Below are 25,600 nucleotides of genomic sequence, written 5' to 3' on the forward strand. Positions count from 1 at the left end.
GCTACAGTGCTCATATGAGCGGGAAGAAACAGAATCCCGGCCTGGTGGAGTCGTTGCGCCTGGCCGCGGTCGCCCGGCGTTTCTACGAACAGGGCGCCTCGAAACTCGAAATCGCCGACGAGTTCGGGATCAGCCGGTTCAAGGTCGCCCGAATGCTGGACACGGCCAGGGAAAGCGGCATCGTCCGGGTCGGGTTCCACCTGCCGTCGCCGGTCGACCTCGTGCTGTCCGAGGAGATTCGCGCCGCGTACCGGCTGGACCGGGTCCTCGTGCTCGAACGAGCGCCGGAACCGGAATCCCGCGAAGTGGCCCGGCGGAAGATCGGCACGCTCGCGGCTCAACTCCTGGCCGAGATCGTCACTCCCGGCGACGTCCTCGGCCTGTCATGGGCACGTTCCGTGAACGCGATGACCGACGCGATCCAGTCGTTGCCGAAATGCCCGGTCGTGCAACTGTGCGGAGTGCAGGCGGGCATGGACATGCGGGACCGTTCGGTGGAGACGGTCGGCCGGGTCGCCTCCGTCTCCGGCGGACAGGCGTACCCGATCTTCGGCCCGCTCGTCCTCCCCGACCGCCGCACCACCGAGACGCTGCGACGGCAGCCCGGGATCGCGGAAACCTTCGGGCAGTTCAAGAACCTGACCAAGGCGGTCGTCAGCATCGGCGCGTGGAAACCCGAGGAATCGACGGTTTTCGACGCGCTCGACGAAACGGAACGAGGCGCGATAGCGAAACGCGGTGCCAAAGCGGAGGTTTCCGCGCGCCTGTTCGACGCCGACGGCACACCGATGTCCACCGGACTGGCCCACCACGTGCTGGCCATCAGCGCCGAGGAACTACTGGCGGTCCCCGAGGTGATCGCGCTGGGCTACACGGAACCGAAGGCAGAGGCGATCGACGCCGTCCTGCGCTCCGGCATGGTTTCGACGCTGATCACCGACGCGGCCGCGGCCGTCCCGCTCCTCAAGCTGGCCGAGGCCCGCCCGCACTCACTCACGTGATCCGCCTCCAAACACGCGAGATCGCCGGGCAATCACGCGAGATCGCGCGACTGGGTCGCCTTGTCCTGCGCGGACATCACGTCGTCACCGTGTCGATGGGCCCACTCCCCGAAGGCCTCGATGGGCCCCAGGAGGCTGACCCCGAGGTCTGTCAGCGAGTACTCGACCTTCGCCGTGCGACCGCAGTCACGCCTGCTGACCAGACCATTGAACTCCAGCCGCCGGACCGTCTCCGTGAGCACCTTCGTGCTGATCCCGCCGAGCCGTCGCCGCAGTTCGGCGGGCCGGAGCGCGCCGTCGCGCAGGGCCCACAGGACGACCGGGTTCCACGTGTTCGCCATCAGGTCGAAGGCCAGCCGGGCGCGGCAATCGGCGAGGAAGACGTCGTTCATGGGGACCTCCGGTAACCACTTGGTACCCGCGCGGCTTTCTACCGTCGTGCTGTAACTCGATCTTAGGGAGCAGCACAATGCGTATCGGCATTTTCGGCGCGGGCGGGATGGCGGAGGCGCTCGGGGGCCAGTGGGCCAAGGCCGGGCACGAGGTGATGGTCTCCGCCCGCGACCGGACCAAGGCCGCCAAGATCTCCCCACGAGTGGGACCTGGGAGGAAACCGCCAGGGCAAGTGAGGTGATCCTGCTCGCCGTTCCCGCCGCCTCGGTGACGGAAGTCCTTGCCGCGGCGGGAAATCTCACCGGGAAGGTCCTGGTCGACTGCACCAACGCGGTCGGCCCCGGCGCCGTGCTCACGGTGCCCGATCAGGCGGCCCGGATCGCCGCCGCCGCGCCGGACGCGCACGTGGTCAAGGCGTTCAACCTGTGCCACGTGGACGTCTGGCGGATGACTCCGCCGGTGTTCGGCGTGCGTCCGCTGGCGGTGCCGATCTGCGGCGACAAGGTCGGCGAAGTGAGTGAACTGGTCCGCGACCTCGGGTGCGTTCCCCTGGTCGCGGGCGGTCTCGACCGCGCGGCGCTCATGGAGGCGACGATGGCGTTCACGGTCGGGCTGTGGTTCGACGGCCACGACGCCCAGGCCTGCTTCCCGCCCCTTCCGGCCTGATTTCCGGGTCGTCCCCGATGTGCCGGGCGGGGCGGTCACGCGAACCTGTGCGGCGTGAAGACCAAGACCTGGCGACAGCTGACCGTGTGGCTGCATGTCATCACCTCGGTGGCCTGGATGGGCGAAGCCCTGGCGTTGTTCACCCTCCTAGCGATCAGCCGTACCACCGAGGACGGCGCGACCCGCGTCGCGGCGACCTCCATGGCGCATGAGATCGACTCGCTCCTGCTGGCACCGCTCGCCAACGCCTCGGCCTTCACCGGTTTCATGCTCGCGGCGACGACGGCCTGGGGTTTCACCCGGCATTGGTGGGTACTGGCGAAGTTCGCGATCACGCTCGTGCAGCTCTACGCCGGGATCTTCCTGCTGTCCGGCGCTCTACAGGACTCCGTCGAAGCGGCGCGGGCGGGCGAGCCGGAGCCCGCGCCGCCGGCGTTGGTCGTCGGCACCGCGCTGATGGCGAGCGCACTCGCGTTCCAGGCGTGGCTTTCGGTGGCGAAGCCGTGGGGCAAGGCCCGGACCGGTGTGAAGCTGCCGACGGCGCCGACGTGGGTGTTCGCCGCCGCCGTCGGCGCGCCGCTCGCCGATATCACAGTGGGCCTGATGCTGGGCTATCCACTGCCCGCGCTCTCGCTGGTCGTGCTGATCACGCGGTTGGTCCAACGCAGACGAGAGCTTCGGCCTCAGGTCGCGATGGCCGGGAGCTGAAGGGGACTTTCCCCGCATGTCACGCGACGAAGGACACTTTCCCCACGTGACATGCGGCGAAAGCGTCCTTCAGCTCAGGGCCGGTCCACCGCCGTGACCCGGATGATCGCCGACCCCGCCTCGTCCGAAGCCGCCAGATCGACCTCCGCACTGATGCCCCAGTCGTGATCACCCGCCGGGTCGTCGAAGATCTGCCGCAGCCGCCAGATCCCCGTCTCCTTCTCGATGATCAGCAGCTGAGGCCCGCGCGCGTCCGGCCCGATGCCGAGGGTTTCGTGTTCGTCGAAGTAGTCCTCGATGGCGTCTTCCCACGCGTCCGCGTCCCAGCCCGACGCGGCGTCCAGTTCGCCGAGCGTCCCGTAGGAACGCCGGGAAGCGAGTTCGACGCGGCGGAACAACTCGTTCCGCACCAGGACCCGGAAGGCCCGCTCGTTGCGGGTGACCGCGGGCGGCTCGGACGGCGGCCGCGTCGAGACCGGACCCTCGTCTTCGGGGTGCCGCAAGGCCTCCCACTCGTCGAGGAGGCTGGAGTCGACTTGCCGCACCAGTTCGCCGAGCCATTCGATGAGGTCCTGCAACCCTTCGGTCTTGGCCTCGTCGGGAACCGTGTGCCGGAGCGAGTCGTAGGTGTCGGTGAGATACCGCAGCACCAGCCCTTCCGACCGGGCGAGCTGGTAGAAACCGATGTACTCGACGAAGTTCATCGCACGCTCGTACATGTCGCGCACGACGGACTTCGGCTTGAGCTCGTAATCGTCGACCCACGGATGCCCTTGCCGGTAGCGGGAATACGCCGCCTCCAGCAGTTCTTCCAGCGGCTTCGGATAGGTGACGTTTTCGAGCAGTTCCATCCGCTCGTCGTACTCGATGCCTTCGGCCTTCATCGCCTGCACGGCCTCGCCACGCGCCTTGAACTGCTGCTGTGAAAGCACCGGACGCGGATTGTCCACAGTGGATTCCACAATGGACACGACATCGAGCGGATACGACGGCGAATCGACGTCGAGGAGTTCGATCGCGGCCAGCGCGAACGGCGAAAGCGGCTGGTTCAAAGCGAAATCGAACTGCAGGTCCACGGTGAGCCGGACGATCCGGCCCTGCTCGTCCGGTTCGTCGAGCCGCTCGACGACGCCCGCCGCGAGCAGCGCGCGGTAGATCGCGATCGCGCGCAGGATCAGCTTCCGCTGGGCCGGACGGTCGGAGTGGTTGTCCTCCAGCAGATGCCGCATCGAGTCGAACGCGTTACCCGGCCGCGAAACGACGTTCAGCAGCATCGAGTGGCTGACGTGGAAGCTGGACGTGAGCGGTTCCGGATCGGCGGCGATCAGCCGGTCGAAGGTGCTCTCCGTCCAGTTGACGAACCCTTCCGGCGCCTTCTTGCGGACGATCTTCTTTTTCTTCTTGGGATCGTCGCCCGCCTTCTCCAGCGCCTTGGCGTTGTCGACCACGTGATCCGGCGCCTGCACGACGACGTAGCCGTCGGTGTCGTAACCCGCCCGGCCCGCGCGTCCGGCGATCTGGTGGAACTCGCGCGCCTTGAGATGCCGTTGCCGCACACCGTCGTACTTCGTCAGCGCGGAGAAGACCACCGTGCGGATTGGTACGTTGATGCCGACGCCCAGGGTGTCGGTCCCGCAGATCACCTTCAGCAGCCCCGCTTGCGCGAGCTGTTCGACCAGGCGCCGGTACTTCGGCAGCATGCCGGCGTGGTGCACGCCGATACCGTGCCGGACCAGCCGCGAGAGGGTCTTCCCGAACCCGGCGGCGAAGCGGAAGTCGCCGAGCATCTCGGCGATGGCCTCCTTCTCCGCCTTGGTGGTGACGTTGATGCTCATCAGCGTCTGCGCGCGCTCGATCGCCGCCGCCTGCGAGAAGTGCACGACGTACACCGGCGACTGACCACCGTGGAGCAGCTCGGACATCGTTTCGTGCAGCGGCGTCAGCGCGTAGCGGAAGGTGAGCGGCACCGGCCGCTCGGCCGAGGTGACCACCGCGGTCGGGCGGCCGGTCCGGCGGGTGAGGTCCTTCTCGAAGAACGCGACATCGCCCAGCGTCGCCGACATCAGCACGAACTGCGCCTTCGGCAGTTCCAGCAGCGGCACCTGCCAGGCCCAGCCGCGATCCGGCTCCGAGTAGAAGTGGAACTCGTCGGCGATGACCTGGCCTACCGGCGCGTCGGCACCGAGCCGCAACGCCATGTTCGCCAGGATTTCCGCCGTGCAGCAGATGATCGGCGCGTCGGCGTTGACGCTCGAATCGCCGGTCATCATGCCGACGTTCTCCGCACCGAAGATCTCGATGAGCTGGAAGAACTTCTCCGAGACGAGCGCCTTGATCGGCGCCGTGTAGTAGCTGCGGCGGCCGTGCGCGAGCGCGGTGAAGTGGGCCCCGACGGCGACCAGGCTCTTCCCGGACCCCGTCGGCGTCGACAGGATCAGGTTCGCCCCGGAAACCACTTCGATGATGGCCTCCTCCTGCGCGGGGTACAGCGCTAACCCGCGCTCGACCGTCCAGGTGGAGAAGGCTTCGAACAGCGAGTCGGGGTCGGGATCCGCAGGCAGGAGGTCTGTAAGTGTCATCAGAGGACCTATCGTGCCATCCGTTGGTCGCTTCTTGCCTAGGGGTGATCGCGCCCTTCGATGGAAACCCGTAGGCTTCGCGGTACCGCGCACCCACCGGGCATGCATTTCCCGGCCGCGCGCACACAGGCGGTAATCCGAGAGGGCTAAGGAATGGCACAGGACATCATCCCGATCGAACTCGGCCTGCCACAGGGTGACGTCGTCACTCTCTGGGCGCCGCGCTGGCGGGAAGACGGCGAGGAGTGGGAAGCCTTCCTCGGCGACGAGGAAGACCTGTACGCCTTCCCCGACGCCGCGCACCTCGCCGCGTTCGTCCGGACTTCCGAGCAGCACGACCTGCTCGACCACCCCGCCTGGGAGGTCGTGCCCGCGCTGAACGTGCCCGAGCTGATCCCGGACGAGGACCACACCTACGACCTGGTGGGCGTCCCCGAGCTGGTCGCCGAGAAGCCGGACCAGTGGACGCTCGGCGAGCTGGCCGAGATCATCGGCATCGTGCGTTCGCTCGCGGACGTGTGCGAACTCGAAGACGTGCACGAGGTCCTCGACGCGCACGAGAGCTTCTCGCTGCTGGACCAGGGCACGCTGCCCTTCTCCGGCCGCGACGGCGAACGCCTCTGGGCGGACCTGTCTCAGGCCGTCTCCGAGAAGTGGGACGTCGTGCTCGACGCGATCGACGGTCTGGTGACCGCTCCCGACGTCGACGAGAAGGTGCTGGAGCAGACAGCGGAAGAGCTCGCGACCTTCCTCGCGGAATCCGCCGAAGCCGAGGCCGCTGCCGCCGCCGCTGACGACGACGAGGACCTCGAAGACGTCGACGTGGACGATGACGAAGAAGACGACGAGCCCGTCGGTTTCTGGGGCGAGGTCGGCATCGACCCGATCAAGATCATCACCTCCGGCGCCGAGTACTACACGCTGCGCTGCTACCTCGACGACAAGCCGATCTTCCTCGGCAGCGAAGGCGAGATCGACGTCTTCTCCTCCGAGAAGGCCCTCATCCGCGCGATCGCGGACGGCAAGGAGCTGGCGGACAACGACCTCGCCCAAGTGTCCACTTGGGACGAGGTGGCCATGAAGGCCACCGCGGGCGACCTCGAGGTCGACGTCGACACCGAGAACACCTACGTGCTCAACGGCATCGCCGACGACATCGCCGAGGGCCCCGAGTCGATCGACCCGATCCAGCTGGAGCTGGCCGTCGAGCTGATCACCGACGCCGCCGAGTGGGCCGAGGACGACAGCGTCGATACCGCGCTGGCCACCAACGAAAGCCTCGGCTGGCTGGTGTCGTTCGTGCTGCGGCCGGACCCCTCGCGTCTCGAGCCGAGCGCTCCGTTCGACGCCGAGCAGTCCGAATGGCGCAAGCTCGTCGAGAGCTTCGAGAACCGCCTAACTGTGTTGTAGCTCGCGCGCCACCTCGCCGAACTCGGTCTCCGGGAGGGCGCACGGCGGTGAAGGGGCGCCTGATCTCTCGACGTGAGTCGAAAGATCAACGGTGCCCCTTCGGCGTGTCTTCGTCAGCGCACGGCACCATAAATGCTGCCAGCACCGGGAAGATCGCGGCGACGCAGAAGGCCAGCGCGTAGCGGGAGTCGCCGATCACCAGGCCCAGCATCGGCGGGGTCAGGGCGGCGGCGATGTTCTGGCCGGTGTTCTGCGTGCCCATGGCCCGCCCCGCCCACGCGAGCCCGGCCATCTCCGCCGAAGCGGTGAACCCGAGCCCGTTGTCGGACACGGTGATCACCGCGGCCAGGACGAGCGCCAGCAGCACCAGCCACGGCCCTGTCGCGTCCCCGAGCGCGACCAGCAGCATCACCGCGGCGCTCGAGATCGCCAGCTGCCGCATCGGCCGCAGCCTGCTGCCGACGCGGTCGGACCAGTAGCCCGACACGAGCCTGCCCAGCGCGCCGAGGATCTGGACGGCGCCGACGAACCAGCCCGCCGACGCGGCCGTCCAATGGTGCATGGTCACCAGGTACACCGGCGTGAACGCGGAGACCGTGAACTGCGGGACGACGAGCAGCGCGCTCGCGCCGTGGACCCGCCACAACGCCGGTTTCCGGTACGGCGACGGCGGCTTCTCCCCGGCCGCGGTCCCGGGTTCCGGACGCGGCGGGTCGACCAGGAGCCAGGCGACGAGCAGCGCGACGACGATCGCGGCCACCGCGGGCAGCACGAGCGAGACCTGGAAACCCCAGCGATCCGCGAGCGGGGGGAGACCGAAGGCGGCCACTCCCACGCCGAGTGGCTGGGCCATCTGGCGGATGCCCATGGCGAAGCCGCGTTCGGCCGGACCGAACCAGCCGAGGACGGCCCGGCCGCTCGCGGCGTTCACTGACGCGGTGCTCGCGCCGGCGAGCAAGAACACTCCAAAGAGGATCCCGAGCGAGTGGTCACCGGTAGCCGCGTACACGAGGAGTAACCCTGAGACGCCCAGCCCGATGGCCATTACCAAACGCTCTCCGTAACGGTCCGCCGCCGCGCCCCACAGGATCAAGGTGAACAGCAGGCCAAGACTCGGCGCCGCGACCACCGTTCCCGCTTCGGCGAGCGTGAGACCCTCCGCACGCTGCATCGACGGGACCAGGAACGGGATCCCGTAGAGGAACGAACAGCTCGCGGTCTGCGCGGCGAGGCCGAGCGCGAGGATGCGCCAGCGTCGTTTGCCGCCGACCCCCACGTCCACGACCTGCGTCATCATCGCCACCGTTCCATTATTTGAGAAAGTTCTCCTATATAGTGAAATATAGTTGGCTATGCTAACGAACGCAAGGCTGCGTACCCGGGCTTGATGACCGTGTTGATGATGTCGAGCCGCTGGTCGAAATCGAGGAACGCGGATTTCATCGCATTGATGGTGAACCACTCGAGATCGGGCAACCCGAAGCCGAACGCCTCGGCCAGCGCGGCGAATTCGCTGGTCATCGTGCAGCCGCTCATCAGCCGGTTGTCGGTGTTGACCGTGACCCGGAAGCGCAGCCTGGCCAGCAGGCCGATGGGATGCTCGCCGATCGAGCGCACCGCTCCCGTCTGGACATTGGACGTGGGACAGATCTCCAGCGGGATCCGGCGGTCGCGGACATAGGCGGCCAACCGTCCCAAATGGACCGTGCCGTCACTGTCGGTCTTGATGTCGTCGACGATGCGGACTCCGTGGCCGAGCCGCTCCGCGCCACAATGCTGAATCGCCTCCCAAATAGACGCGAGCCCGAACGCCTCCCCGGCATGAATGGTGAAATGCGCATTATTCGTCCGTAGAAACTCGAATGCGTCGAGATTTCTGGTAGGCGGAAATCCGTCTTCCGGTCCGGCGATGTCGAACCCGACGACGCGGGCGTCGCGGTAGCGGACGGCGAGACCGGCGATTTCGAGGGCGCGGGCGTGCTGGCGCATCGCACAGAGCAACGTCCCGACCCGGATCCGGCCCCCTCCGGCCGCCACTCTCCGTTCACCTTCCGCGAAGCCGGCCTGAATAGCCTCGACCACCGCATCGAGTGACAGTCCGCGTTCGACGAAGAGTTCGGGCGCATAACGCACCTCGGCGTAGACGACCCCGTCGGCCGCGAGGTCTTCCACCGCCTCGGCGGCGACTCTGACCAGCGCTTCCTCGGTCTGCATCACGCCGCAGGTATGTGCGAACGTCTCAAGGTACGAGACGAGAGAGCCGGAATCGGCGGCTTCGCGGAACCATCGGCCGAGTTCCACGGGATCGGTGGCGGGCAAGCCGGTGTACCCGGTCAGGTCGGCGAGTTCGGCGACGGTGCCGGGACGCAGGCCGCCGTCAAGATGGTCGTGCAGGAGAACCTTCGGAGCGCGGGTCAGTACCGCCTCCGGGATGGGGGAACTGGTGCTTTCAGAGGACATACGTAACGGTAACCAGCCTGTCATTCCCCTACATGGCGGTAACTCTCATGCTGGACTTAACCCTCAGCTTTGTCGATCACGGGCTGAATCGGCCATCAGGGGCAGAGCTCGGCATTGTCCGATACCCGGGGGCCATACGCACAGCAATTTCGCAATGGATAAGCTTGCGGTCACGTCCCTCCCATTTCCCCGCCCACGAAGGACACCGCAGTGACCACTGACAACCACATTGCAGCCCCGTCCTTCGACCGGATGCGCAACATGCTGGTGCGCGCGGCCGAAGTGCGTGAGAGCGAACAGCAGCAGATCTTCGACGCGCTCGACGACATCTACGCCCGCCTCGCCCCGGTCGACTCGCTCGGCGCGGTCCGCAAGCGGCTGTCGGAGATGCCCGACCGCACCGAGACCAGTGTGCTCGCCGAACGCCTCGACGAGACCATGTCGCGACTCGAAGCGCAGGACACGGCGATCGCCGCCCTGACGCGCGCCGTCGAAAGCATCGTCGACAAGCTCGCCAAGCCCTTCGCCCAGCTCGACGGCCGCCTCGACGGCATGGCCGCGCGCCTCGAAGGCGTCGGGGGCCGGATGGACGGGCTCGAGGACAAGCTCCAGAACATCCACCGCCGTCTCGACGAGCTCGGCGCGCACCTCGACAAGCAGGACGTGAAAACCGAATCGCTGCCGCAGTCGGTGATCGGCCCGGTGCGCGAGCGCGTCGAGCAGGCCGAGTCGGCCCTGCGCGACCGCGTCGACACCGTCGACCGCGAACTGCGCACCCGCGTCGAGAACCTCGACAAGGCGACCAAAGACAGCCTCGCCGCGAACGCGGAGGCGCTGAAGACCGCGCTGACCGAGACCGGCGAGATGATCGACGCGTCGGAGCGGCTCGACGGCCTCGGCGACCGCCTCGAGAAGGTCACCTCGCGGCTCGACGACCTGGCGGAGCGGCTCGACAAGGTCGAGGACGGCTTCACCGGACGCCTCGGCGACCTCGACGGCTCGATCCGCAGCGGCCTGTCGAAGGTCGAGAGCACGCTGTCGAAGCAGCCGGACACCGACTCGGTGGACACGCTGGTGCGCAAGAGCAACGACGAGTCCGTGCGCCGCATCGGCGGCCAGCTGGACGAGGCGATGGCGACCTTCGCGGAGCTGATGCTCGGCGGTGGCCCGGCCGTGCAGCAGATCTCGCCGCCGGCGCCCGCCCCGCGCCAACCGCGCCGCAGCTCGCGCAACGGCCGGGCGCCCAAGGCGGCCGACGCCAAGACCAAGGCCGACGGCACCGACGAGCCCACCGACTGAGGTCTTCTCCCCTTCCCCGCGTTTAGTCCTCTAGTTGCGGTAGTTCGTATTACGTACTTCCGCAACTAGAGGACTAATCGCGATCCGGCTGTCGGTCGACCAGGCCGAAGGGCCCCATCACCCCACACCGGCCCGCGACCCCGACACGCCACCTCGTGAGCGACCACAGGTCGCGTTCAGCGGGCTAACCGCGATCAGGAGGGGCGCACGGTCTCCAGGACCAAAGGCGTCACCGCAGGGGCCTCCGAGGAGACCGCGTAGGCGTCGATGAGCGCAGCGAGCGCCGAAGGGACGGCATCCGGGGTGTCGGTGTGCAGCTCCAGCAACGGCTGCCCGGCCGCCACCTCGTCGCCCGGCTTCGCCAGGCACAGCACGCCCGCCGCGGCCTGCACCGGATCCTCCTTGCGCGCCCGCCCGGCCCCGAGCCGCCAGGCGGCGACCCCGACCGAATACGCGTCCAGAGACGACAACACGCCATCCGACGGCGCCTCGACGACATGGACGTGCCGAGGCCGCGGCAGAGCGGCCTCCGGATCCCCGCCCTGAGCGGCGATCATCCGGCACCACGTCTCGTACGCCCGGCCCGACGCGAGCACCGAAGCCGGGTCCACATCGGACAGACCCGCCAGCGCCAGCATCTCCCGCGCGAGCGCCACGGTCAGTTCGACGACGTCGGCCGGACCACCACCCCGCAGGACCTCGACCGACTCCGCGACCTCGATCGCGTTCCCGACGGCGTACCCGAGCGGGACGTTCATGTCCGTGATCAGCGCCGTCGTCGCGACACCGTGCGCGGTCCCGATCTCCACCAGGGTCCGCGCGAGTTCCCGGGCCTGCGGAAGCGTCTTCATGAACGCGCCCGAGCCGGTCTTCACGTCGAGGACCAGACCGGCCGAGCCCTCGGCGATCTTCTTGCTCATGATCGAGCTCGCGATCAGCGGGATCGACTCCACCGTCGACGTCACATCCCGCAGCGCGTACAGCTTCTTGTCCGCGGGAGCCAGCCCGGAGGTCGCCGCGCAGACCACCGCGCCGACCTCGTCGAGCTGCCGGATGATCTCCGACGTCGTCAAAGCGGCACGCCAGCCCGGAATCGACTCCAGTTTGTCCAGCGTCCCGCCGGTGTGCCCGAGCCCGCGCCCGGACAGCTGCGGCACGGCCGCACCGCACGCCGCCACGAGCGGCGCCAGTGGAAGCGTGATCTTGTCGCCGACACCGCCCGTCGAGTGCTTGTCGATCGTCGGACGGCTGACCTTCAGGTCCAGCCGCTCCCCCGACTCGATCATCGCGCCGGTCCAGCGCGCGATCTCACCGGAGTCCATCCCGCGCAGGAAGATGGCCATCGCGAGCGCGGCCATCTGTTCCTCGGCGATGTCGCCGCGTGTGTACGCGTCGATGGTCCAGTCGATCTGCTCGTCGGTGAGCCGGCCGCCGTCCCGCTTCGCCCGGATGACGTCGACGGCGGCGAAAGCGCTCACTTGTTCTCCGGCAGGTCGTCGGGGCCGAACGCGTCCGGTAGCACCGCGGACATCGGCAGGATGCCGCTGGGGGTGTCCACCAGGCACTCAGCGCCGCCGTGCTCGAACAGGATCTGGCGGCAGCGCCCGCACGGCATCAGCAGATCACCGGCACCGCTGCGGCAGGCGACGGCGACGAGTTTGCCGCCGCCGGTCAGCCGCAGCTGTCCCGCCATCGTGCATTCCGCGCACATTCCCAAGCCGTACGAAGCGTTTTCGACGTTGCAGCCGACGACGACCCGGCCGTCGTCGACGACACCGGCGACGCCGACGTGCAGCCCTGAGTAGGGCGCGTACGCCGACTTCGCCGCTTCAACAGCTTGAGCCCGCAGCGCTTCCCAAGCGAAGTCCGTCATGTCAGTCCCCGCCTCGCCGGTAGAGTGCGCCGTCCGCCTTGGGCGGCCGCAGCCGCTGCGAAGCCACCGCCAGCACGATCAGCGTCACGAAGTGCGCGGTGTACGGGATGAGGTCGCTGGGCAGGTCGTCGTTGGTCCAGTAGATCGCGTACAGCAGACCCGCGCCGGCGACACCGAGCGCGGAAGCGATCCACTGGCGGCGGAACAACTGCACGACCACGAGCACGGCAAGCAGGATCACCGCGCCGTACAGCAGCGCGAGCACCGCGGTCCCGCCGCCGGCGAGCTGGAGCCCGTCCGCGTAACCGAACAGCGCCGCGCCGCCGAGCAGGCCGCCCGGCCGCCAGTTGCCGAAGATCATCGCCGCGAGGCCGATGTACCCGCGGTTGTTGGTCTGGTTCTCCAGGTAGTCCGCCCCACCGGTGAGCAGCACGAGCGACGCGCCACCCATCCCGGCCAGCCCGCCGGAGATGATCATGGCGACGTACTTGTGCGCGTACACGTTGACGCCGAGGGACTCGGCCGCGACCGGGTTCTCACCGCAGGACCGCAGCCGCAGGCCGAATCGCGTCCGCCACAGCACGAAGTAGCTGATCGGGACGAGCGCGATCGCGATCATCGTCAGCGGCGCGACCTCGGTGATCAGCCCGTTGACGACCCCGGCGAGGTCGGAGAGGAAGACGCGCTGCATCTTCTCCAGATCCGAAAGCCAGTCCGAGAGGAACGTCGCCGAGTAGGTGTCGAACTTCGGGACCGGCGGCGACTGGCGCGGGTTCCCCGAAAGCGGGGTGAACACCAGGTTCGCGAGGTACTTCGCGACGCCGAGACCGAGCAGGTTGATCGCCACACCGGAGACGATGTGATTGACGTTGAAGGTCACCGTCGCGACGGCATGCAGCAGACCACCGAGCGTGCCGAACACGACCGCCGCGAGCAGCCCGGCCCAGACACCGCCGTAGAAGGCGCCCCAAGCGGCACCCCAGGTGCCGAGGATCATCATGCCTTCGAGGCCGATGTTGATCACGCCCGCGCGTTCGGCCCAAAGGCCGCCGAGCGCGCACAGCAGGATCGGCAACGCCAGCCGCAGCGCGGTGTGCGCGGTGTTGGTCGAAGTCAGTGTGTTGACGCCGGTGGCGTACGAAGCGGCCGAGAGCACGCCGATCGCCAGCAGACCCCAAATGGCGCCCTTGGCCCAACCCGGGATACGGCGCTTCGGCCGTTTCACCGGCATGGTGGTCCCGCCCGAGTTGGGCGAAAGAACGTCCGCGGTGGTCACACCGCACCTCCCTCGGACACGCTGGAACCCTTACCCGCCAGCGCGCGACCGACACGTCGCTGTTCGGCGGCCAGGTCCGCGCGGCGCACGATCTCGTACGCGATGACGACCGACAGCACGATCACGCCCTGCATGATCACCGCGATCTCTTTGGACACGTTGATCTGCTCGAGCGAAACGGCGGACCGGTCGAGGAACGCCCACAGCAGGGCGCCCAGCGCGATCCCGGCCGGGTGGTTACGGCCGAGCAGGGCGACCGCGATACCGGTGAAGCCGTACATCTGGGTCGAAGTGATGCCGTAGGTGAAGTCGCGGCCGAGCAGTTCCGGCATCGCGATCAGACCGGCGATGCCACCGGAAAGCAGCATCGCGATCAACGTCATCTTCTTGGCGTTCACGCCACCCGCGGCGGCCGCCGTCGTCGATTCGCCGCTGGCCTTCAGCTCGAAACCGAACCGGGTCCGGTTGAGCATGAACCAGTAGGCGGCGCCGATCAGGATCGCGATGATCACGAACCCGAACAGCTCGCCGGAGCCGATCGGGATGCCGGGGATCCGGCCGGTTTCGGCGATCTCGCGGGTGGCGATGTTGTTGCCGGTCTGCACACCGAACTGGTCGGCGTTGACCAGGAACGCCACGATGCCACCGACGATCGCGTTCAGCATGATCGTCGAGATGACTTCGGAAACACCGCGGGTCACCTTCAGCACGGCCGGGATGGCCGCGTAGAGCATGCCGCTGGCCACCGCGACGACCAGGATCGCCAGCACGTGAATCACCGGCGGCAGCTTCAGCGCCCCGCCGATGATGGCGGTGACGATGGCGGCGAACCGGTACTGACCCTCGACCCCGATGTTGAAGAGGTTCATCTGGAAGCCGATGGCCACGGCGAGACCGGACAGGTAGTAGACCGTCGCGAGGTTGATCGTGTCGACCGCGGTCGAGCCCTTGAACAGCTGGCCGATCATCGTGCCGTACGCCTGAAGCGGGTCGGCGCCCGAGATGATCAGCGCGATCGCGGTCAGGATGACGGCGAAAACGATCGCGAGCAGAGGCGGCAGCAGCCTCGTGCGCCAAGAACTCACGGTGTGCCTCCCGCGGAATTGCGCGCGACCGCGATCATGTCACCAGGGCGCGGCTGATACTTCTTGCCTTCGTGATCGGGGAGTGCGCCCTGCCGCCGCGATAGCGGCGCCTGCCGGCGGGCGCGCGCTCCTCGATCACCAGGGGTGCCGCGAATCTCGAACCTACTCACGCTGCACCTTCTTCGTCTTCGGAAGCCCCGGTCATCGCGGAGCCCAGTTGCTGCGGGGTCACGGTCGCGGGGTCGGCCTCGCCGACCAGCCGCCCGCGGAGCATGACCCGGATGGTGTCGGAAAGCCCGATCAGCTCGTCGAGGTCGGCCGACACCAGCAGCACGGCCAGCCCCGCCGCCCGTGCCCGGCTGATCTGTTCCCAGATCAGTGCCTGCGCGCCGACGTCGACACCGCGCGTCGGATGCGACGCGATCAGCAGCACCGGGTTCCCGGAAAGCTCACGGCCGACGATCAGCTTCTGCTGGTTACCGCCCGAAAGCGCGGCGGCCGGGACGTCGATGCCCGGTGTGCGAACGTCGTACTGCTCGACGATGCGGCGGGTGTCCTGGCGTGCGCCGGGGATGTCGAGAAGCTGGCCTTTCGCGACCGGGTTCCGCGTCTGGTAGCCGAGGATCCGGTTGACCCACAACGGCTGGGTGAGCAGGAGGCTGTGCCGCGTGCGGTCTTCGGCGATGTAGCCGATGCCCGCCTCGCGGCGGGCGAGCGTCCCCAGTTTGTGCAGTTCGACGGCCTTGCCGTCGGTGCCGACGAGTTCGATCCGGCCGCCGCCCTTGCGCATGCCCATGATCGTTTCGACGAGTTCGGTCTGGCCGTTTCCTTCGACACCGGCGATACCGAGCACCTCACCCGCGTGCACGGTGAAGGAGATGTGGTCGAGGACGTTCCGCTCGGAACCCTCGACGTTCAGGCAGACGTCGTCCAGGCGCAGCACGGGCCGGTCGGTCACAGTGGACTCGCGGGTCTCGGGGCTGGGCAGTTCCGAACCGACCATCATCTCGGCCAGCTGGCGCGAGGTGATCGCCTTCGGATCTGCCGTGCCGACGGTGGTGCCGCGGCGGATCACGGTGACCGTGTCGGCGATCGCGCGCACCTCGTCGAGCTTGTGGGAGATGAAGAGGAAGGTGAAGCCTTCGGCCTGCATGCCGCGGACCGTCTCGAACAGCGCGTCGACCTCCTGAGGCACGAGCACCGCCGTCGGCTCGTCCAGGATGATGATCCGTGCGCCGCGATAAAGCACTTTCACGATCTCCACGCGCTGGCGATCGGCGACGCCGAGTTCTTCGAGCAGCGTGTCCGGGCGGACGCGCAGGCCGACCTGCTCGGCCAGTTTCCCGAGCTTCGCCTTGGCGGCGCGGCCGATGCCGTGCAGCCCCTCGGCGCCGAGGAAGACGTTCTCCCCGACGGTCAGGTTGTCGGCCAGCATGAAGTGCTGGTGGACCATCCCGATACCGGCCCTCATGGCGTCCTGCGGGTTGCGCAGTCTCACCGGTGAACCGTTGATCGCGATGCCGCCCTCGTCCGGCTGCTGCATGCCGTAGAGGATCTTCATCAGGGTGGACTTGCCGGCGCCGTTCTCGCCGCAGACGGCGTGTACCTCGCCCTTGGCGACGGTGAGGTTGACGTCGGAGTTGGCCACCACACCCGGGAATCGTTTGGTGATCCCGGTCAGCTGCACGGCCGGTTCACCCCGGTCGGGGGCGTCGGTGACCTCGGCCTGGGGAGCGCTCATGAAAAGCCATCCAGTTCTGGGAGACAAACAGGTGGGGCTCGGAAGGGGTTACCCTCCCGAGCCCCGCTGCGAGACGAACCTTACTTCTGCGGCTTGTCCGAGACGGTGATCGCCCCGGAGACGATCTGCGCCTTGTAGCCGTCGAGGACGTCCTTGATGTCGTCGATCTTGCCGCCGGAGGTGGCGTAGCCGACGCCGTCGACCTTGAGGTCGAAGCGCTTCGGCAGCGACGTCAGGTCACCCTTGGCCAGTGCGCGCAGGTAGTCGAACACCGCCACGTCGACGCGCTTGAGCATCGAGGTGACGATGACGTCCTTCGACGCCTCGACCGTCTTCTGGTTGTACTGGTCGGAGTCGACGCCGATGGCGAGCGCGTTGCCGGTCTTCGCGGCCTCGAAAACGCCCTTACCGGAGGCGCCGGCGGCGTGGTAGACCACGTCCGCGCCCTTGGAGATCTGCGCCGCGGCCTTCACGTTGCCCTTCGCCGGGTCCTGGAACCCGGAGAAGTCACCGGCCGGGGTGAGGTACTCGTCCTCGATGACGGCCTTGGCTGAAGCGGCCTTCACACCCTGCAGGAAGCCGGCCTCGAACTTCTGGATCAGCGGCGTGTTGACGCCACCGACGAAGCCGACGTGACACTTCTTCGACTTGTAGGCGGCGGCGACACCGGCCAGGAACGAGCCCTGCTCCTCGGCGAAGACCAGCGGGGTGACGTTCGGGGCCTTGACGGAGTCGTCGTCGACGATCGCGAACTGGGTGTTCGGGTACTTCGGCGCGATGGCGCCGACGGCCTTGGCGTAGGCGAAGCCGACCGCGATGATCGGGCTGAAGCCCTGCGCGGCGAGCTGGTCGAGACGCTGCGACTTCGCGGCCTCGTCTTCGGACGTCGCCGCGGTGCTCTCGCTGACCGTGGCCACGCCGAGTTCGGCCTTCGCCTTGTCGGTGCCGGCGGCGGCGGAGTCGTTGAACGACGCGTCGCCACGACCGCCGACGTCGAAGGCCAGCGCGACCTTGAGCTTGCTGCCGTCGACCTTCTCACCGCTCTGGGTGCTGCTCGAAGCGGCGGGCGCGGCAGGCGGCTTCGGCGCGGTCACGCAGCCGGCGGCCTGGTCCCCCGTGCTCGCGTTGTTGTTGTTCCCCGCTCCGGAATCCTTCGCGCACCCGGCCAGTGCGAGTGCACCGGCCATGGTGACGGCGGCCAGCGCGGTTCCACGCATGCGACGCAACGTGTGTCTCCCTCCCCGCTGATCCAGCGGATGGTCCGAAGAAACGACCCGGCGACAGTGCCGGGTTCGACCGAGAGACGGTACCTAACGGCCGCTTAGCCGCCATAGGAAAGGCACGCTACGTAACACAAACGTTTACTCATGGATCGTACGCGCGACGAACAAAGTACTTAGGGTGATCGCAATGGGGTAGTCGCATGAGGCCCCCCTCCCTCGTTTGAGCCGGGTGAAGAGGGCCTTCACGCGCTGTTCAGGGCCAATCCGCAGGTGGTCAGGCCGCCCTGGTCACGTCGGCCGTCTTCGCCACCGTCGGTGAGCACGCACTCCTGCCTCAGACGAGTGCCGCGCGCCGAAGGGGGCTGAAGGGGACTTTCCCCGCATGCGATGCGGGGAAAGCGCCCTTCGCCGCGTGAGATGAGGGGAAGGTCCCCTTCAGCCACCGTCGGTGAGCAGGCGCCCGGGCTCTCACACGAGCTGGAAGGACTTCAGCCCGCGGATGTTCTGATGGCAGTTCGTCAGGCCGGACGAATTCAGGCTGCGGTAGACGCCCCATTTCGGCGCAGGTAGTGCACGTCCCCGCCACAGATCCGCGGCCTTCCGGACGTCGGCGACGGTCTTGGCACCGTCCTTGAGCACGCAACGCAGGTAGCCGCGGTGCGAAGCCTTGAACTCCCAGGACACGTCGATCCACTTGTTCTGCAGCGGCACGTAGTCGGCGAGGTCGGCCTCCGCCCCCGAGTCACCGGCGATGGTCAGCACCCCTTTGCCGCCCTTCTGGCGCGGCGTGAAGGTCCACTGCGGAGGGCCGACGTCGGGAACCTTCATCTGGAACAGGTGGGTGAACGCCGTCGTCGCGGTCAGCTCGGTGGGCCAGAAGGCCTGGTACGACATCCGCCAGGTCTGGTCCCGCAGGATCTTGTACGTCGTGTCGCCGTCACGCATCCCTTTCGCCTCGTTGCGCTGCCGGTCTGTCGATGTGTCGACATCCCGTGTGTGCATGTCGAAGCGCCAGTGGTCGCCGTGGGGGTAGATGTGCTTGACGCCGGGATGCGATCCGGCGCGGTCGTCCTCCAGGCCTTCGAACACGCGCAGACCGTCCTTCGCCGGGTCCGGGCTCCATCGCGGTGTCCAGGTGGCCGCGTGCGCCGTCCCGGTACCGAGCGCGGCCGCGCCGAGCACCCCCGCGCCCAGGATGAGCGCCTTCCGGCGGTCGAGGTTCTCCATGGCTACTTTCCCTTCTCGAGAGTGACCGCGAAGACGTGCGGTCTTGGGGTGGCGGCGGAACACGCTGGTGGAAGATCGCGAGCTTCACGGACTGGATCCCGGCCCGTGCGTGCAGTTGATTCGTGGTGGCGGCCTCGCTCTCGCCGGACGCCGCCGTCGCACGCCATCCGGTGAGCCGCTGGGAACGTCGGCCGATCCATCCACATAGGACACCTTCAGCGGTGTCGGCGGCGCCGAGCAGATGGAGGGCGGCGTACTTCCCGGCGGGCACCGGGATCGTCGCGCCGACGACGTTGTCCGGCGTGCCCTCGCTGCCGTTGGCGAACAGGAATTCCGGCACCGTCGTCGGTGATCCGCCCGGCCCGGCGCACCCGGTACGCCGTCGCGTTCTGCCCGCCGGCGACGAGCGGCTGGACGACCACGGTGGTGTCGCCCCTGGCTGCTCGCGGACGATGCGCGGCTCACCGCGAAAGTGAGACCGAAGCCTCGTTCTCCCGCGCTCGGTGCGACGTCCACCAAGAACAGATCGCGCGAGCTGTGCACGAACGCGCGGGTGTCTTTGCCGGTGGTCACGGTCCCGGTGAGCTCGGCGTTCCAGAGGTCGAGTCGCAGCCAGGCGCAGGTAAGTTCACCCACCGGTGTGAGCAGGACCCTCCCGATCGGGAGTCGCGCGACACCCCATTCGTTGCCGTTGCCCAGGAACGGCCGTTCCCAGCGCGGATCCTGTCCGGCGAGGAACCGAGACCAGTCCGCGCCGGCGCTCCTCCGGTGGCATCCGCCGAGCAGATCGCGGCGTGGGGAACCAGCGGGCTGGCCCATAGTCACCCCATCGTGAACTCGGCTGAGTGGTCGGATGTATGACCGGAGTGAACGTAAGATATGACCTATACCTCGTCAGCGAATTACAGGATTGTCACCTCATTCGGCCGAGCCCGACGGATCCCCTCCGGGTGTATCACTGAGAGAGATCTGATGTTCGGTGGCCTGAGCACTTGAGACCGGAGCGGATGCGACAAACCGGGGCGGATCCGACGGGGTCACCCGCGACGGGGCGTGATGTCTGGTCCATCACACAGACGAACCCGGAGGTGAGCCCACCGTGAGGAGCGGGTCTAGCATCCTTTTATCCACGCTCGATGACCATGATCTCGGCACCGTCGCCGGAGCCGTCCCCAGGTGGGCGTCCCGGCGGCAGGCGCGGAAACCAGCGGTCAGCGGGCCCAAGCCATGACGTTGGAGGCCGTTCACCGATGTCCACCACGGCTAGCACCGCCACCGAGGCGGCCTCGAGCGCCTCCACGGGTGCCTCACGCCGGCAAGGGACTTTCTACCGGGGCGACCCCGGTATGTGGTCCTGGGTGCTCCACCGCATCACCGGCGTGCTGACATTCTTCTTCCTCTTCGTGCACGTGCTCGACACCGCGCTCGTGCGCGTGTCACCCGACACGTACAACGAGGTCATCGAGACCTACAAGACCCCGCTGGTCAACCTCCTCGAAGTCGGCCTCGTCGGCGCGGTGCTGTTCCACGCGCTCAACGGCATCCGGGTCATGCTGGTCGACTTCTGGGAAAAGGGACCGAAGTTCCAGAAGCCGATGCTCTGGACGATCCTGGCCATCTGGGTCGTGGTGATGATTCCCGGTGCCTTCTTCATGATGAAGCGCACCGTCGAGGTTATGTTCGGGGGGCACTGACCATGGCTGAACTCGCACTCGAGCGCCCGCGCGCACCGAAGCGCGCCGCCGCCCGCCGCAGCAACTTCGAGCTCTACAGCTGGCTGTTCATGCGCATTTCGGGCCTCGCCCTGATCGTGCTGGTGCTCGGCCACCTGTTCATCATGAACATCCTCGACGGTGGCGTGCACCGCATCAACTGGGGCTTCGTCGCCGGCCGCTGGGCTTCGCCGTTCTGGCAGTTCTGGGACCTGTCGATGCTGTGGCTCGCCGAGATCCACGGTGGCAACGGGCTGCGCACGATCATCGACGACTACGCCCGCAAGGACAGCACCCGGTTCTGGCTGAAGATCGTCCTCTACGTCTCGATGGTGTTGATCCTCGCCGTCGGCACGATGGTGATCTTCACCTTCGACCCGGGTATCTCGGCCAACTGACGCCCACCACACGTTAAGCGGAGTCCTCAATGCAGTTCCACAAGTACGACGTGGTGATCGTCGGCGCCGGAGGCGCCGGCATGCGCGCGGCCATCGAATCCGGCCAGCGCACGCGCACCGCGGTCCTCACGAAGCTCTACCCCACGCGTTCGCACACCGGCGCGGCGCAGGGCGGCATGTGCGCCGCGCTCGCGAACGTCGAAGAGGACAACTGGGAGTGGCACACCTTCGACACGATCAAGGGCGGCGACTACCTGGTCGACCAGGACGCCGCCGAGATCATGGCGAAGGAAGCCATCGACGCGGTCCTCGACCTCGAGAAGATGGGCCTGCCCTTCAACCGGACACCCGAAGGCAAGATCGACCAGCGCCGCTTCGGCGGGCACACCCGCGACCACGGCAAGGCCGCGGTGCGCCGCGCCTGCTACGCCGCGGACCGCACCGGGCACATGATCCTGCAGACGCTGTACCAGAACTGCGTCAAGCACGGGACCGAGTTCTACAACGAGTTCTACGTGCTCGACCTGGTGCTGACCCCGGACGAGAACGGCAACCCGGTCGCCTCCGGCGTCGTCGCCTACGAGCTGGCCACCGGCGAGCTGCACGTCTTCCAGGCGAAGTCGATCGTGTTCGCCACCGGTGGCGCGGGCAAGATCTTCAAGACGACGTCGAACGCGCACACCCTCACCGGCGACGGCCTCGGCATCATCTTCCGCAAGGGCTTGCCGCTGGAGGACATGGAGTTCTTCCAGTTCCACCCGACAGGTCTGGCCGGGCTCGGCATCCTCATCTCCGAGGCCGTGCGCGGTGAGGGCGGCATCCTCCGCAACGCCGACGGCGAGCGGTTCATGGAGCGCTACGCCCCCACCATCAAGGACCTCGCGCCGCGCGACATCGTCGCCCGGTCGATGGTGCAGGAAGTGCTGCAGGGCCGCGGTTGCGGACCGAACAAGGATTACGTCGTCCTCGACGTCACGCACATCCCGGAAGAGACGCTGAACGCGAAACTCCCGGACATCATGGAGTTCTCCCGGACGTACCTGGGTGTCGACCCGGTCACCGAGCCGGTGCCGGTGTTCCCGACCTGTCACTACGTGATGGGCGGAATCCCGACGAACATCCACGGCGAAGCGTTGCGGGACAACGAGAACGTCATTCCTGGCCTGTACGCCGCGGGCGAGGTCGCGTGTGTTTCGGTGCACGGCTCGAACCGGCTCGGCACCAACTCGCTGCTCGACATCAACGTCTTCGGCCGCCGTGCCGGCATCGCCGCCGCCGAGTACGCGCTGGCGCACGACTTCGTCGAACTGCCGGAGAACCCGACCACCATCGTGGAAGAGCAGCTTTCGGGCCTGCTTTCGGAGCACGGTGACGAGCGCGTCGCCGACATCCGCACCGAACTGCAGAAGACGATGGACTCGCACGCTTCGGTGTACCGCACCGAGGACACGCTGAAGCAGGCGCTGACCGACGTGCAGGCGCTGAAGGACCGGTACGAGCGGATCACCGTGTCGGACAAGGGGAAGCGGTACAACACCGACGTCCTCGAGGCCGTCGAACTCGGCTTCCTGCTCGAACTCGCCGAGGTTCTCGTCGTCGGCGCCCTGGCGCGCAAGGAATCCCGCGGCGGACACGCGCGCGAGGACTACCCGAACCGCGACGACACGAACTTCATGCGGCACACCATGGCCTACAAGCAGGGTTCTGGTCTCGCCTCCGATATCCGACTGGACTACAAGCCGGTGACCTTCACCCGCTACGAACCGATGGAGCGGAAGTACTGATGACCACGGCCACCCCCGAGAAGTCGGAGGCCGTGTCCTCCGACCACACGCCGATCACCGTCACGCTGAAGATCCTGCGGTTCAACCCCGAGGTCGACACCGAGCCGCACTGGGAGTCCTACGACGTCCCGGCGCAGCGCACCGACCGGCTGCTGAACCTGCTCTTCTACGTGAAGGACTACATCGACGGGACGTTCTCGTTCCGTCGCTCGTGCGCACACGGCGTCTGCGGTTCCGACGCGATGCAGATCAACGGCATCAACCGCTTGGCGTGCAAGGTCCTGATGAAGGACCTGCTGGAGACCAGTGGCAAGAAGACCACCATCACCATCGCGCCGATCAAGGGCCTGACGACGCTCAAGGACCTTTACGTCGACATGGACCCGTTCTTCGAGGCCTACCGTGCGGTGAAGCCGTACCTGATCGCCTACGGGAACGAGCCCACGCGCGAGCGGATCCAGTCGCAGGCCGACCGCGACCGGTTCGACGACACGACCAAGTGCATCCTGTGCGCCTGCTGCACCTCCTCGTGCCCGGTGTACTGGAACGACGGCTCGTACTTCGGCCCGGCCGCGATCGTCAACGCGCACCGGTTCATCTTCGACTCGCGTGACGAAGGCGCCGAAGAGCGTCTCGACATCCTGAACGACTCCGAAGGCGTCTGGCGCTGCCGGACGACCTTCAACTGCACCGACGCCTGCCCGCGCGGGATCCAGGTGACCAAAGCCATCCAGGAAGTCAAGCGCGCTCTGCTCTTCAAGCGCGTCTAACCCTTCTGCGGCTCGCGGCTCCAGCGGCTGTCCGTGAAGGCCTCCTTGAGAGACCCAGGGTCCCTCAAGGAGGCCTTCACGGACTTCAGGGGAGTTATCCACAAGGGGTGGGTTATCCACAGGTCGGCGAAAGGTGTCTGGTGATCGCGGTGCCGGCAGGCCCACGCTGTGCTCATGAACAAGCGCGGCAGATGGGCTGAGCACCCCGAACTGCTCCAGGAACGAAGCCGGCACGGCGTCATCAAGGCCACGGCCTTGGAATCGCTCGAAAAATGGGCAGCAAGGTCATTTACCGACGATGCCTACCCGGCGGCCCATGGCAACGGCTGCTTCCAGGGATCATTCTTCTCCACAACACTGCTCCCACGTCTCTGGAACGTGTGACGGGAGCTTTGCTCCACGCAGGGCCGCGGGCGGTCGTGACCGGAGTGGAAGCCTGCCGCCGGCACGGCCTACGCCCACGCGAGCTACCTCCGGACGAAGACATTCACGTCCTCATCCCCCACGAACACAAAATCCGCAGCGCTGAATTCGTGACCGTCGAGCGAACCCATCGCCTACCGGAACCGCGAATCCGCGACAGCATCCCCTTGGCGCCACTCGTTCGGGCGACCACGGACACCTGCCGACGCCTGCGGACGGCCGAACCTGTCGGCCGTCTCCTCGTCGAGTCGATCCAGCGCGGCCGGTGCTCGCCCGAAGCTCTCGCCCACGAGTTGGACATCGGTTCCAAACGAGGCACAGCAGTCCCCCGTAGGATTCTCGCCGAGTGGAAGGACCTCTGCTCCGTGGCGGAGGCACGGGCGAAGATACTCAGTCGTAGTCTCATGGTCCGGCCGAGCCATTGGAATCCTGAGATCCGTGACAGCCATGGCGGCTACATCGGGCGTCCCGATGCCTGGTGGGACGAGGTGGCGCTCGCGTGGGAGATCGACTCCTTCGACTTCCATTTCTACCGCGACGATTACAAACGCACGGTTCTGCGGAACACCCGCTACGCCACCGCCGGGATCACTGTCGTGCAGACACTTCCTTCTCAGCTCCTGACGGATCCAGCAGGTGTAGTGGCTGAACTGAATGCGGCCCACCTTGCCGCGTCCTTACGCCCACGCCCTCCCGTCAACCTGGTCTCGCGAGCCGCTTGACGGTCCGTGAAGGCCTCCTTAAGGGACCCTGGGTCTCTCAAGGAGGCCTTCACGGACCACCCAACTCCACGCCTACTCCAGGATCCGCGCCAGCGCGGCCGAGGTACACCGAACGCAGTGCCCGCGCCTCGGGCGTGATGAACCAGCCCGGCCGATCCGGAGCGCCAGGGAAGTCCTCCGCACGCGGGACGTAGGTCAAATCCGGGTTGAAGTCTCGATTGACGTCGCTGCCGGGACGCTTCCGGTAGTCGTCGCCCTGGATGACGTCGCTGAGGTAGTTCCAGGCCGGCGGCCGGTCCTTGAGTCGCGGGAACTTCCGCTGCACTTCGGCCCACGACAGGTCGTTGCCGCGCCGGTCGAGTTCGGCGCCGTCCGGGTTCAGTTTCGGGACGGCGACGAAGGTGACGGTCTTCCGCAGCCGCTCGGCGTCCCGCGACTCCGATGTGCCGAGGTAGTCGAGAATCCGCAGCAGCGCGTCGGTACCCGTCTTCTCGTTGCCGTGGATCTCGCTGGACACGACGAAGACCTTCGGCCCGGTCCCGACGGTCGCCTGGTGGATCACCCGGCCGCGGTGGGAGCGCCCGACCTCTTCGACCGCCAGCCGCCCCTTGCTCACCCGCTCGAGCCTGCCGAGTTCGCGGACCATCTCGCGGTAATCGGTGAACTCGTTGATGGGCAGCTCTCGCGGTTCCTCACTGCAAGCCTGGACAGGCGCCGCCACCGCCGCGGGCGCGCTGACGAGCGGGACCACCACCAGGCCCACCATCACGGGAACCAACCGACCGAACACGGACATCGTGAACTCCCCACTGTCGAAGGTGTGCACAACGTAGCGAGGACGCCGTCGAAA

The 25,600-nt window shown here is 67.3% G+C and carries 23 protein-coding genes and 1 pseudogene; 12 read left to right on the forward strand and 12 right to left on the reverse strand.

Going from position 1 to position 25,600, the window contains the following annotated elements:
- Nucleotides 1-14 precede the first annotated feature (14 nt).
- Entirely contained in the window at nt 15-1,001 is a 987-nt protein-coding gene (locus ACM6LR_RS01640; RefSeq protein WP_414943026.1) for a sugar-binding transcriptional regulator, read from the forward strand.
- A gap of 32 nt (nt 1,002-1,033) precedes the next feature.
- Here ACM6LR_RS01640 and ACM6LR_RS01645 read toward each other — a convergent pair whose 3' ends face one another.
- The gene (locus ACM6LR_RS01645) at nt 1,034-1,393 is read right to left on the reverse strand and encodes a winged helix-turn-helix transcriptional regulator (RefSeq protein ID WP_414935784.1); all 360 of its coding nucleotides are present in this window, start codon (nt 1,391-1,393) and stop codon (nt 1,034-1,036) included.
- A gap of 77 nt (nt 1,394-1,470) precedes the next feature.
- Between ACM6LR_RS01645 and ACM6LR_RS01650 the strand changes: the two are divergent.
- Nucleotides 1,471-2,060 (forward strand): annotated as a pseudogene (locus tag ACM6LR_RS01650) (NADPH-dependent F420 reductase).
- A gap of 54 nt (nt 2,061-2,114) precedes the next feature.
- Complete coding sequence (locus ACM6LR_RS01655; RefSeq protein ID WP_414943027.1) at nt 2,115-2,768, forward strand: DUF2269 family protein; 654 nt, start codon at nt 2,115-2,117, stop codon at nt 2,766-2,768.
- A gap of 74 nt (nt 2,769-2,842) precedes the next feature.
- On the opposite strand, the gene ACM6LR_RS01660 is transcribed toward ACM6LR_RS01655, so the two are convergent.
- Entirely contained in the window at nt 2,843-5,347 is a 2,505-nt protein-coding gene (locus ACM6LR_RS01660; protein ID WP_414935786.1) for a DEAD/DEAH box helicase, read from the reverse strand.
- Nucleotides 5,348-5,500: 153 nt separating this feature from the next.
- On the opposite strand from ACM6LR_RS01660, the gene ACM6LR_RS01665 reads away from it, so the two are divergent.
- Nucleotides 5,501-6,757 carry a primosomal protein gene (locus ACM6LR_RS01665; RefSeq protein ID WP_414935787.1) on the forward strand — a complete coding sequence of 419 codons (1,257 nt, stop codon included), beginning with the start codon at nt 5,501-5,503 and terminating at the stop codon, nt 6,755-6,757.
- A gap of 85 nt (nt 6,758-6,842) precedes the next feature.
- Here ACM6LR_RS01665 and ACM6LR_RS01670 read toward each other — a convergent pair whose 3' ends face one another.
- The gene (locus ACM6LR_RS01670; RefSeq protein ID WP_414935788.1) at nt 6,843-8,051 is read right to left on the reverse strand and encodes an MFS transporter; all 1,209 of its coding nucleotides are present in this window, start codon (nt 8,049-8,051) and stop codon (nt 6,843-6,845) included.
- A gap of 56 nt (nt 8,052-8,107) precedes the next feature.
- Nucleotides 8,108-9,217 carry an adenosine deaminase gene (locus ACM6LR_RS01675; RefSeq protein ID WP_414935789.1) on the reverse strand — a complete coding sequence of 370 codons (1,110 nt, stop codon included), beginning with the start codon at nt 9,215-9,217 and terminating at the stop codon, nt 8,108-8,110.
- Nucleotides 9,218-9,427: 210 nt separating this feature from the next.
- On the opposite strand from ACM6LR_RS01675, the gene ACM6LR_RS01680 reads away from it, so the two are divergent.
- Nucleotides 9,428-10,516, forward strand: coding sequence for a PA containing protein (locus tag ACM6LR_RS01680; RefSeq protein WP_414943028.1), 1,089 nt, complete (start codon nt 9,428-9,430; stop codon nt 10,514-10,516).
- 194 nt (nt 10,517-10,710) lie between these two features.
- On the opposite strand, the gene ACM6LR_RS01685 is transcribed toward ACM6LR_RS01680, so the two are convergent.
- The 7 genes from ACM6LR_RS01685 to ACM6LR_RS01715 all read right to left on the reverse strand — a co-directional run bounded on the left by ACM6LR_RS01685 (nt 10,711) and on the right by ACM6LR_RS01715 (nt 18,941).
- Nucleotides 10,711-11,994, reverse strand: coding sequence for a thymidine phosphorylase (locus ACM6LR_RS01685; RefSeq protein WP_414943029.1), 1,284 nt, complete (start codon nt 11,992-11,994; stop codon nt 10,711-10,713).
- Nucleotides 11,991-12,389, reverse strand: coding sequence for a cytidine deaminase (locus ACM6LR_RS01690; protein ID WP_414935792.1), 399 nt, complete (start codon nt 12,387-12,389; stop codon nt 11,991-11,993). Before ACM6LR_RS01690 ends, ACM6LR_RS01685 begins: the two co-directional genes overlap by 4 nt.
- Before the next feature lies 1 nt (nt 12,390).
- Complete coding sequence (locus ACM6LR_RS01695) at nt 12,391-13,665, reverse strand: ABC transporter permease (protein WP_414935793.1); 1,275 nt, start codon at nt 13,663-13,665, stop codon at nt 12,391-12,393.
- A complete protein-coding gene (locus ACM6LR_RS01700; protein WP_414935794.1) occupies nt 13,662-14,750 on the reverse strand; it encodes an ABC transporter permease in 1,089 nt (362 codons plus the stop codon). The genes ACM6LR_RS01695 and ACM6LR_RS01700 overlap by 4 nt, the downstream gene beginning before the upstream one ends.
- Nucleotides 14,751-14,916: 166 nt before the next feature.
- The gene (locus ACM6LR_RS01705; protein WP_414935795.1) at nt 14,917-16,491 is read right to left on the reverse strand and encodes an ABC transporter ATP-binding protein; all 1,575 of its coding nucleotides are present in this window, start codon (nt 16,489-16,491) and stop codon (nt 14,917-14,919) included.
- 80 nt (nt 16,492-16,571) lie between these two features.
- The gene (locus ACM6LR_RS01710) at nt 16,572-17,708 is read right to left on the reverse strand and encodes a BMP family lipoprotein (protein WP_414935796.1); all 1,137 of its coding nucleotides are present in this window, start codon (nt 17,706-17,708) and stop codon (nt 16,572-16,574) included.
- Nucleotides 17,709-18,182: 474 nt separating this feature from the next.
- Nucleotides 18,183-18,941: a Tat pathway signal sequence domain protein gene (locus tag ACM6LR_RS01715; protein ID WP_414943030.1), complete on the reverse strand. Its 759-nt coding sequence runs from the start codon at nt 18,939-18,941 to the stop codon at nt 18,183-18,185.
- A 221-nt stretch (nt 18,942-19,162) separates the two neighbouring features.
- On the opposite strand from ACM6LR_RS01715, the gene ACM6LR_RS01720 reads away from it, so the two are divergent.
- From ACM6LR_RS01720 to ACM6LR_RS01750, 7 genes are all read left to right on the forward strand, one after another.
- Nucleotides 19,163-19,417 (forward strand): hypothetical protein, encoded by a 255-nt coding sequence (locus ACM6LR_RS01720; protein ID WP_414935798.1) that lies wholly within the window; start codon nt 19,163-19,165, stop codon nt 19,415-19,417.
- 774 nt (nt 19,418-20,191) lie between these two features.
- Nucleotides 20,192-20,635, forward strand: coding sequence for a succinate dehydrogenase, cytochrome b556 subunit (gene sdhC / locus ACM6LR_RS01725; protein ID WP_414935799.1), 444 nt, complete (start codon nt 20,192-20,194; stop codon nt 20,633-20,635).
- Between the two features lie 2 nt (nt 20,636-20,637).
- Nucleotides 20,638-21,051, forward strand: coding sequence for a succinate dehydrogenase hydrophobic membrane anchor subunit (locus tag ACM6LR_RS01730; RefSeq protein ID WP_005165555.1), 414 nt, complete (start codon nt 20,638-20,640; stop codon nt 21,049-21,051).
- Between the two features lie 29 nt (nt 21,052-21,080).
- On the forward strand, nt 21,081-22,835 hold the full coding sequence (gene sdhA / locus ACM6LR_RS01735; protein WP_414935800.1) for a succinate dehydrogenase flavoprotein subunit: 1,755 nt from the start codon (nt 21,081-21,083) through the stop codon (nt 22,833-22,835).
- A complete protein-coding gene (locus ACM6LR_RS01740; RefSeq protein ID WP_414935801.1) occupies nt 22,835-23,605 on the forward strand; it encodes a succinate dehydrogenase iron-sulfur subunit in 771 nt (256 codons plus the stop codon). Before sdhA ends, ACM6LR_RS01740 begins: the two co-directional genes overlap by 1 nt.
- Nucleotides 23,606-23,779: 174 nt before the next feature.
- The gene (locus tag ACM6LR_RS01745; protein WP_414943031.1) at nt 23,780-23,989 is read left to right on the forward strand and encodes a hypothetical protein; all 210 of its coding nucleotides are present in this window, start codon (nt 23,780-23,782) and stop codon (nt 23,987-23,989) included.
- 404 nt (nt 23,990-24,393) lie between these two features.
- Nucleotides 24,394-24,750, forward strand: a complete 357-nt coding sequence (locus ACM6LR_RS01750) for a hypothetical protein (RefSeq protein ID WP_414943032.1) — start codon at nt 24,394-24,396, stop codon at nt 24,748-24,750.
- 49 nt (nt 24,751-24,799) lie between these two features.
- On the opposite strand, the gene ACM6LR_RS01755 is transcribed toward ACM6LR_RS01750, so the two are convergent.
- Nucleotides 24,800-25,546 (reverse strand): M14 family zinc carboxypeptidase, encoded by a 747-nt coding sequence (locus ACM6LR_RS01755; RefSeq protein ID WP_414943033.1) that lies wholly within the window; start codon nt 25,544-25,546, stop codon nt 24,800-24,802.
- Nucleotides 25,547-25,600 lie beyond the last annotated feature (54 nt).

Origin of the sequence: Amycolatopsis sp. cmx-11-32 (genome assembly GCF_047608695.1) — a bacterium.
In the GTDB taxonomy this organism is placed as follows: Bacteria; Actinomycetota; Actinomycetes; order Mycobacteriales; family Pseudonocardiaceae; genus Amycolatopsis.

Coding starts and splice junctions, on each gene's coding strand:
- ACM6LR_RS01640 (WP_414943026.1), top strand. CDS start 15: ATGAGCGGGAAGAAACAGAATCCCGGCCTGGTGGAGTCGTTGCGCCTG.
- ACM6LR_RS01645 (WP_414935784.1), bottom strand. CDS start 1,393: ATGAACGACGTCTTCCTCGCCGATTGCCGCGCCCGGCTGGCCTTCGAC.
- ACM6LR_RS01660 (WP_414935786.1), bottom strand. CDS start 5,347: ATGACACTTACAGACCTCCTGCCTGCGGATCCCGACCCCGACTCGCTG.
- ACM6LR_RS01665 (WP_414935787.1), top strand. CDS start 5,501: ATGGCACAGGACATCATCCCGATCGAACTCGGCCTGCCACAGGGTGAC.
- ACM6LR_RS01670 (WP_414935788.1), bottom strand. CDS start 8,051: ATGACGCAGGTCGTGGACGTGGGGGTCGGCGGCAAACGACGCTGGCGC.
- ACM6LR_RS01675 (WP_414935789.1), bottom strand. CDS start 9,217: ATGTCCTCTGAAAGCACCAGTTCCCCCATCCCGGAGGCGGTACTGACC.
- ACM6LR_RS01690 (WP_414935792.1), bottom strand. CDS start 12,389: ATGACGGACTTCGCTTGGGAAGCGCTGCGGGCTCAAGCTGTTGAAGCG.
- ACM6LR_RS01705 (WP_414935795.1), bottom strand. CDS start 16,491: ATGAGCGCTCCCCAGGCCGAGGTCACCGACGCCCCCGACCGGGGTGAA.
- ACM6LR_RS01710 (WP_414935796.1), bottom strand. CDS start 17,708: ATGCGTGGAACCGCGCTGGCCGCCGTCACCATGGCCGGTGCACTCGCA.
- ACM6LR_RS01715 (WP_414943030.1), bottom strand. CDS start 18,941: ATGGAGAACCTCGACCGCCGGAAGGCGCTCATCCTGGGCGCGGGGGTG.
- sdhC (WP_414935799.1), top strand. CDS start 20,192: ATGTCCACCACGGCTAGCACCGCCACCGAGGCGGCCTCGAGCGCCTCC.
- ACM6LR_RS01730 (WP_005165555.1), top strand. CDS start 20,638: ATGGCTGAACTCGCACTCGAGCGCCCGCGCGCACCGAAGCGCGCCGCC.
- sdhA (WP_414935800.1), top strand. CDS start 21,081: ATGCAGTTCCACAAGTACGACGTGGTGATCGTCGGCGCCGGAGGCGCC.
- ACM6LR_RS01740 (WP_414935801.1), top strand. CDS start 22,835: ATGACCACGGCCACCCCCGAGAAGTCGGAGGCCGTGTCCTCCGACCAC.
- ACM6LR_RS01745 (WP_414943031.1), top strand. CDS start 23,780: ATGAACAAGCGCGGCAGATGGGCTGAGCACCCCGAACTGCTCCAGGAA.
- ACM6LR_RS01755 (WP_414943033.1), bottom strand. CDS start 25,546: ATGTCCGTGTTCGGTCGGTTGGTTCCCGTGATGGTGGGCCTGGTGGTG.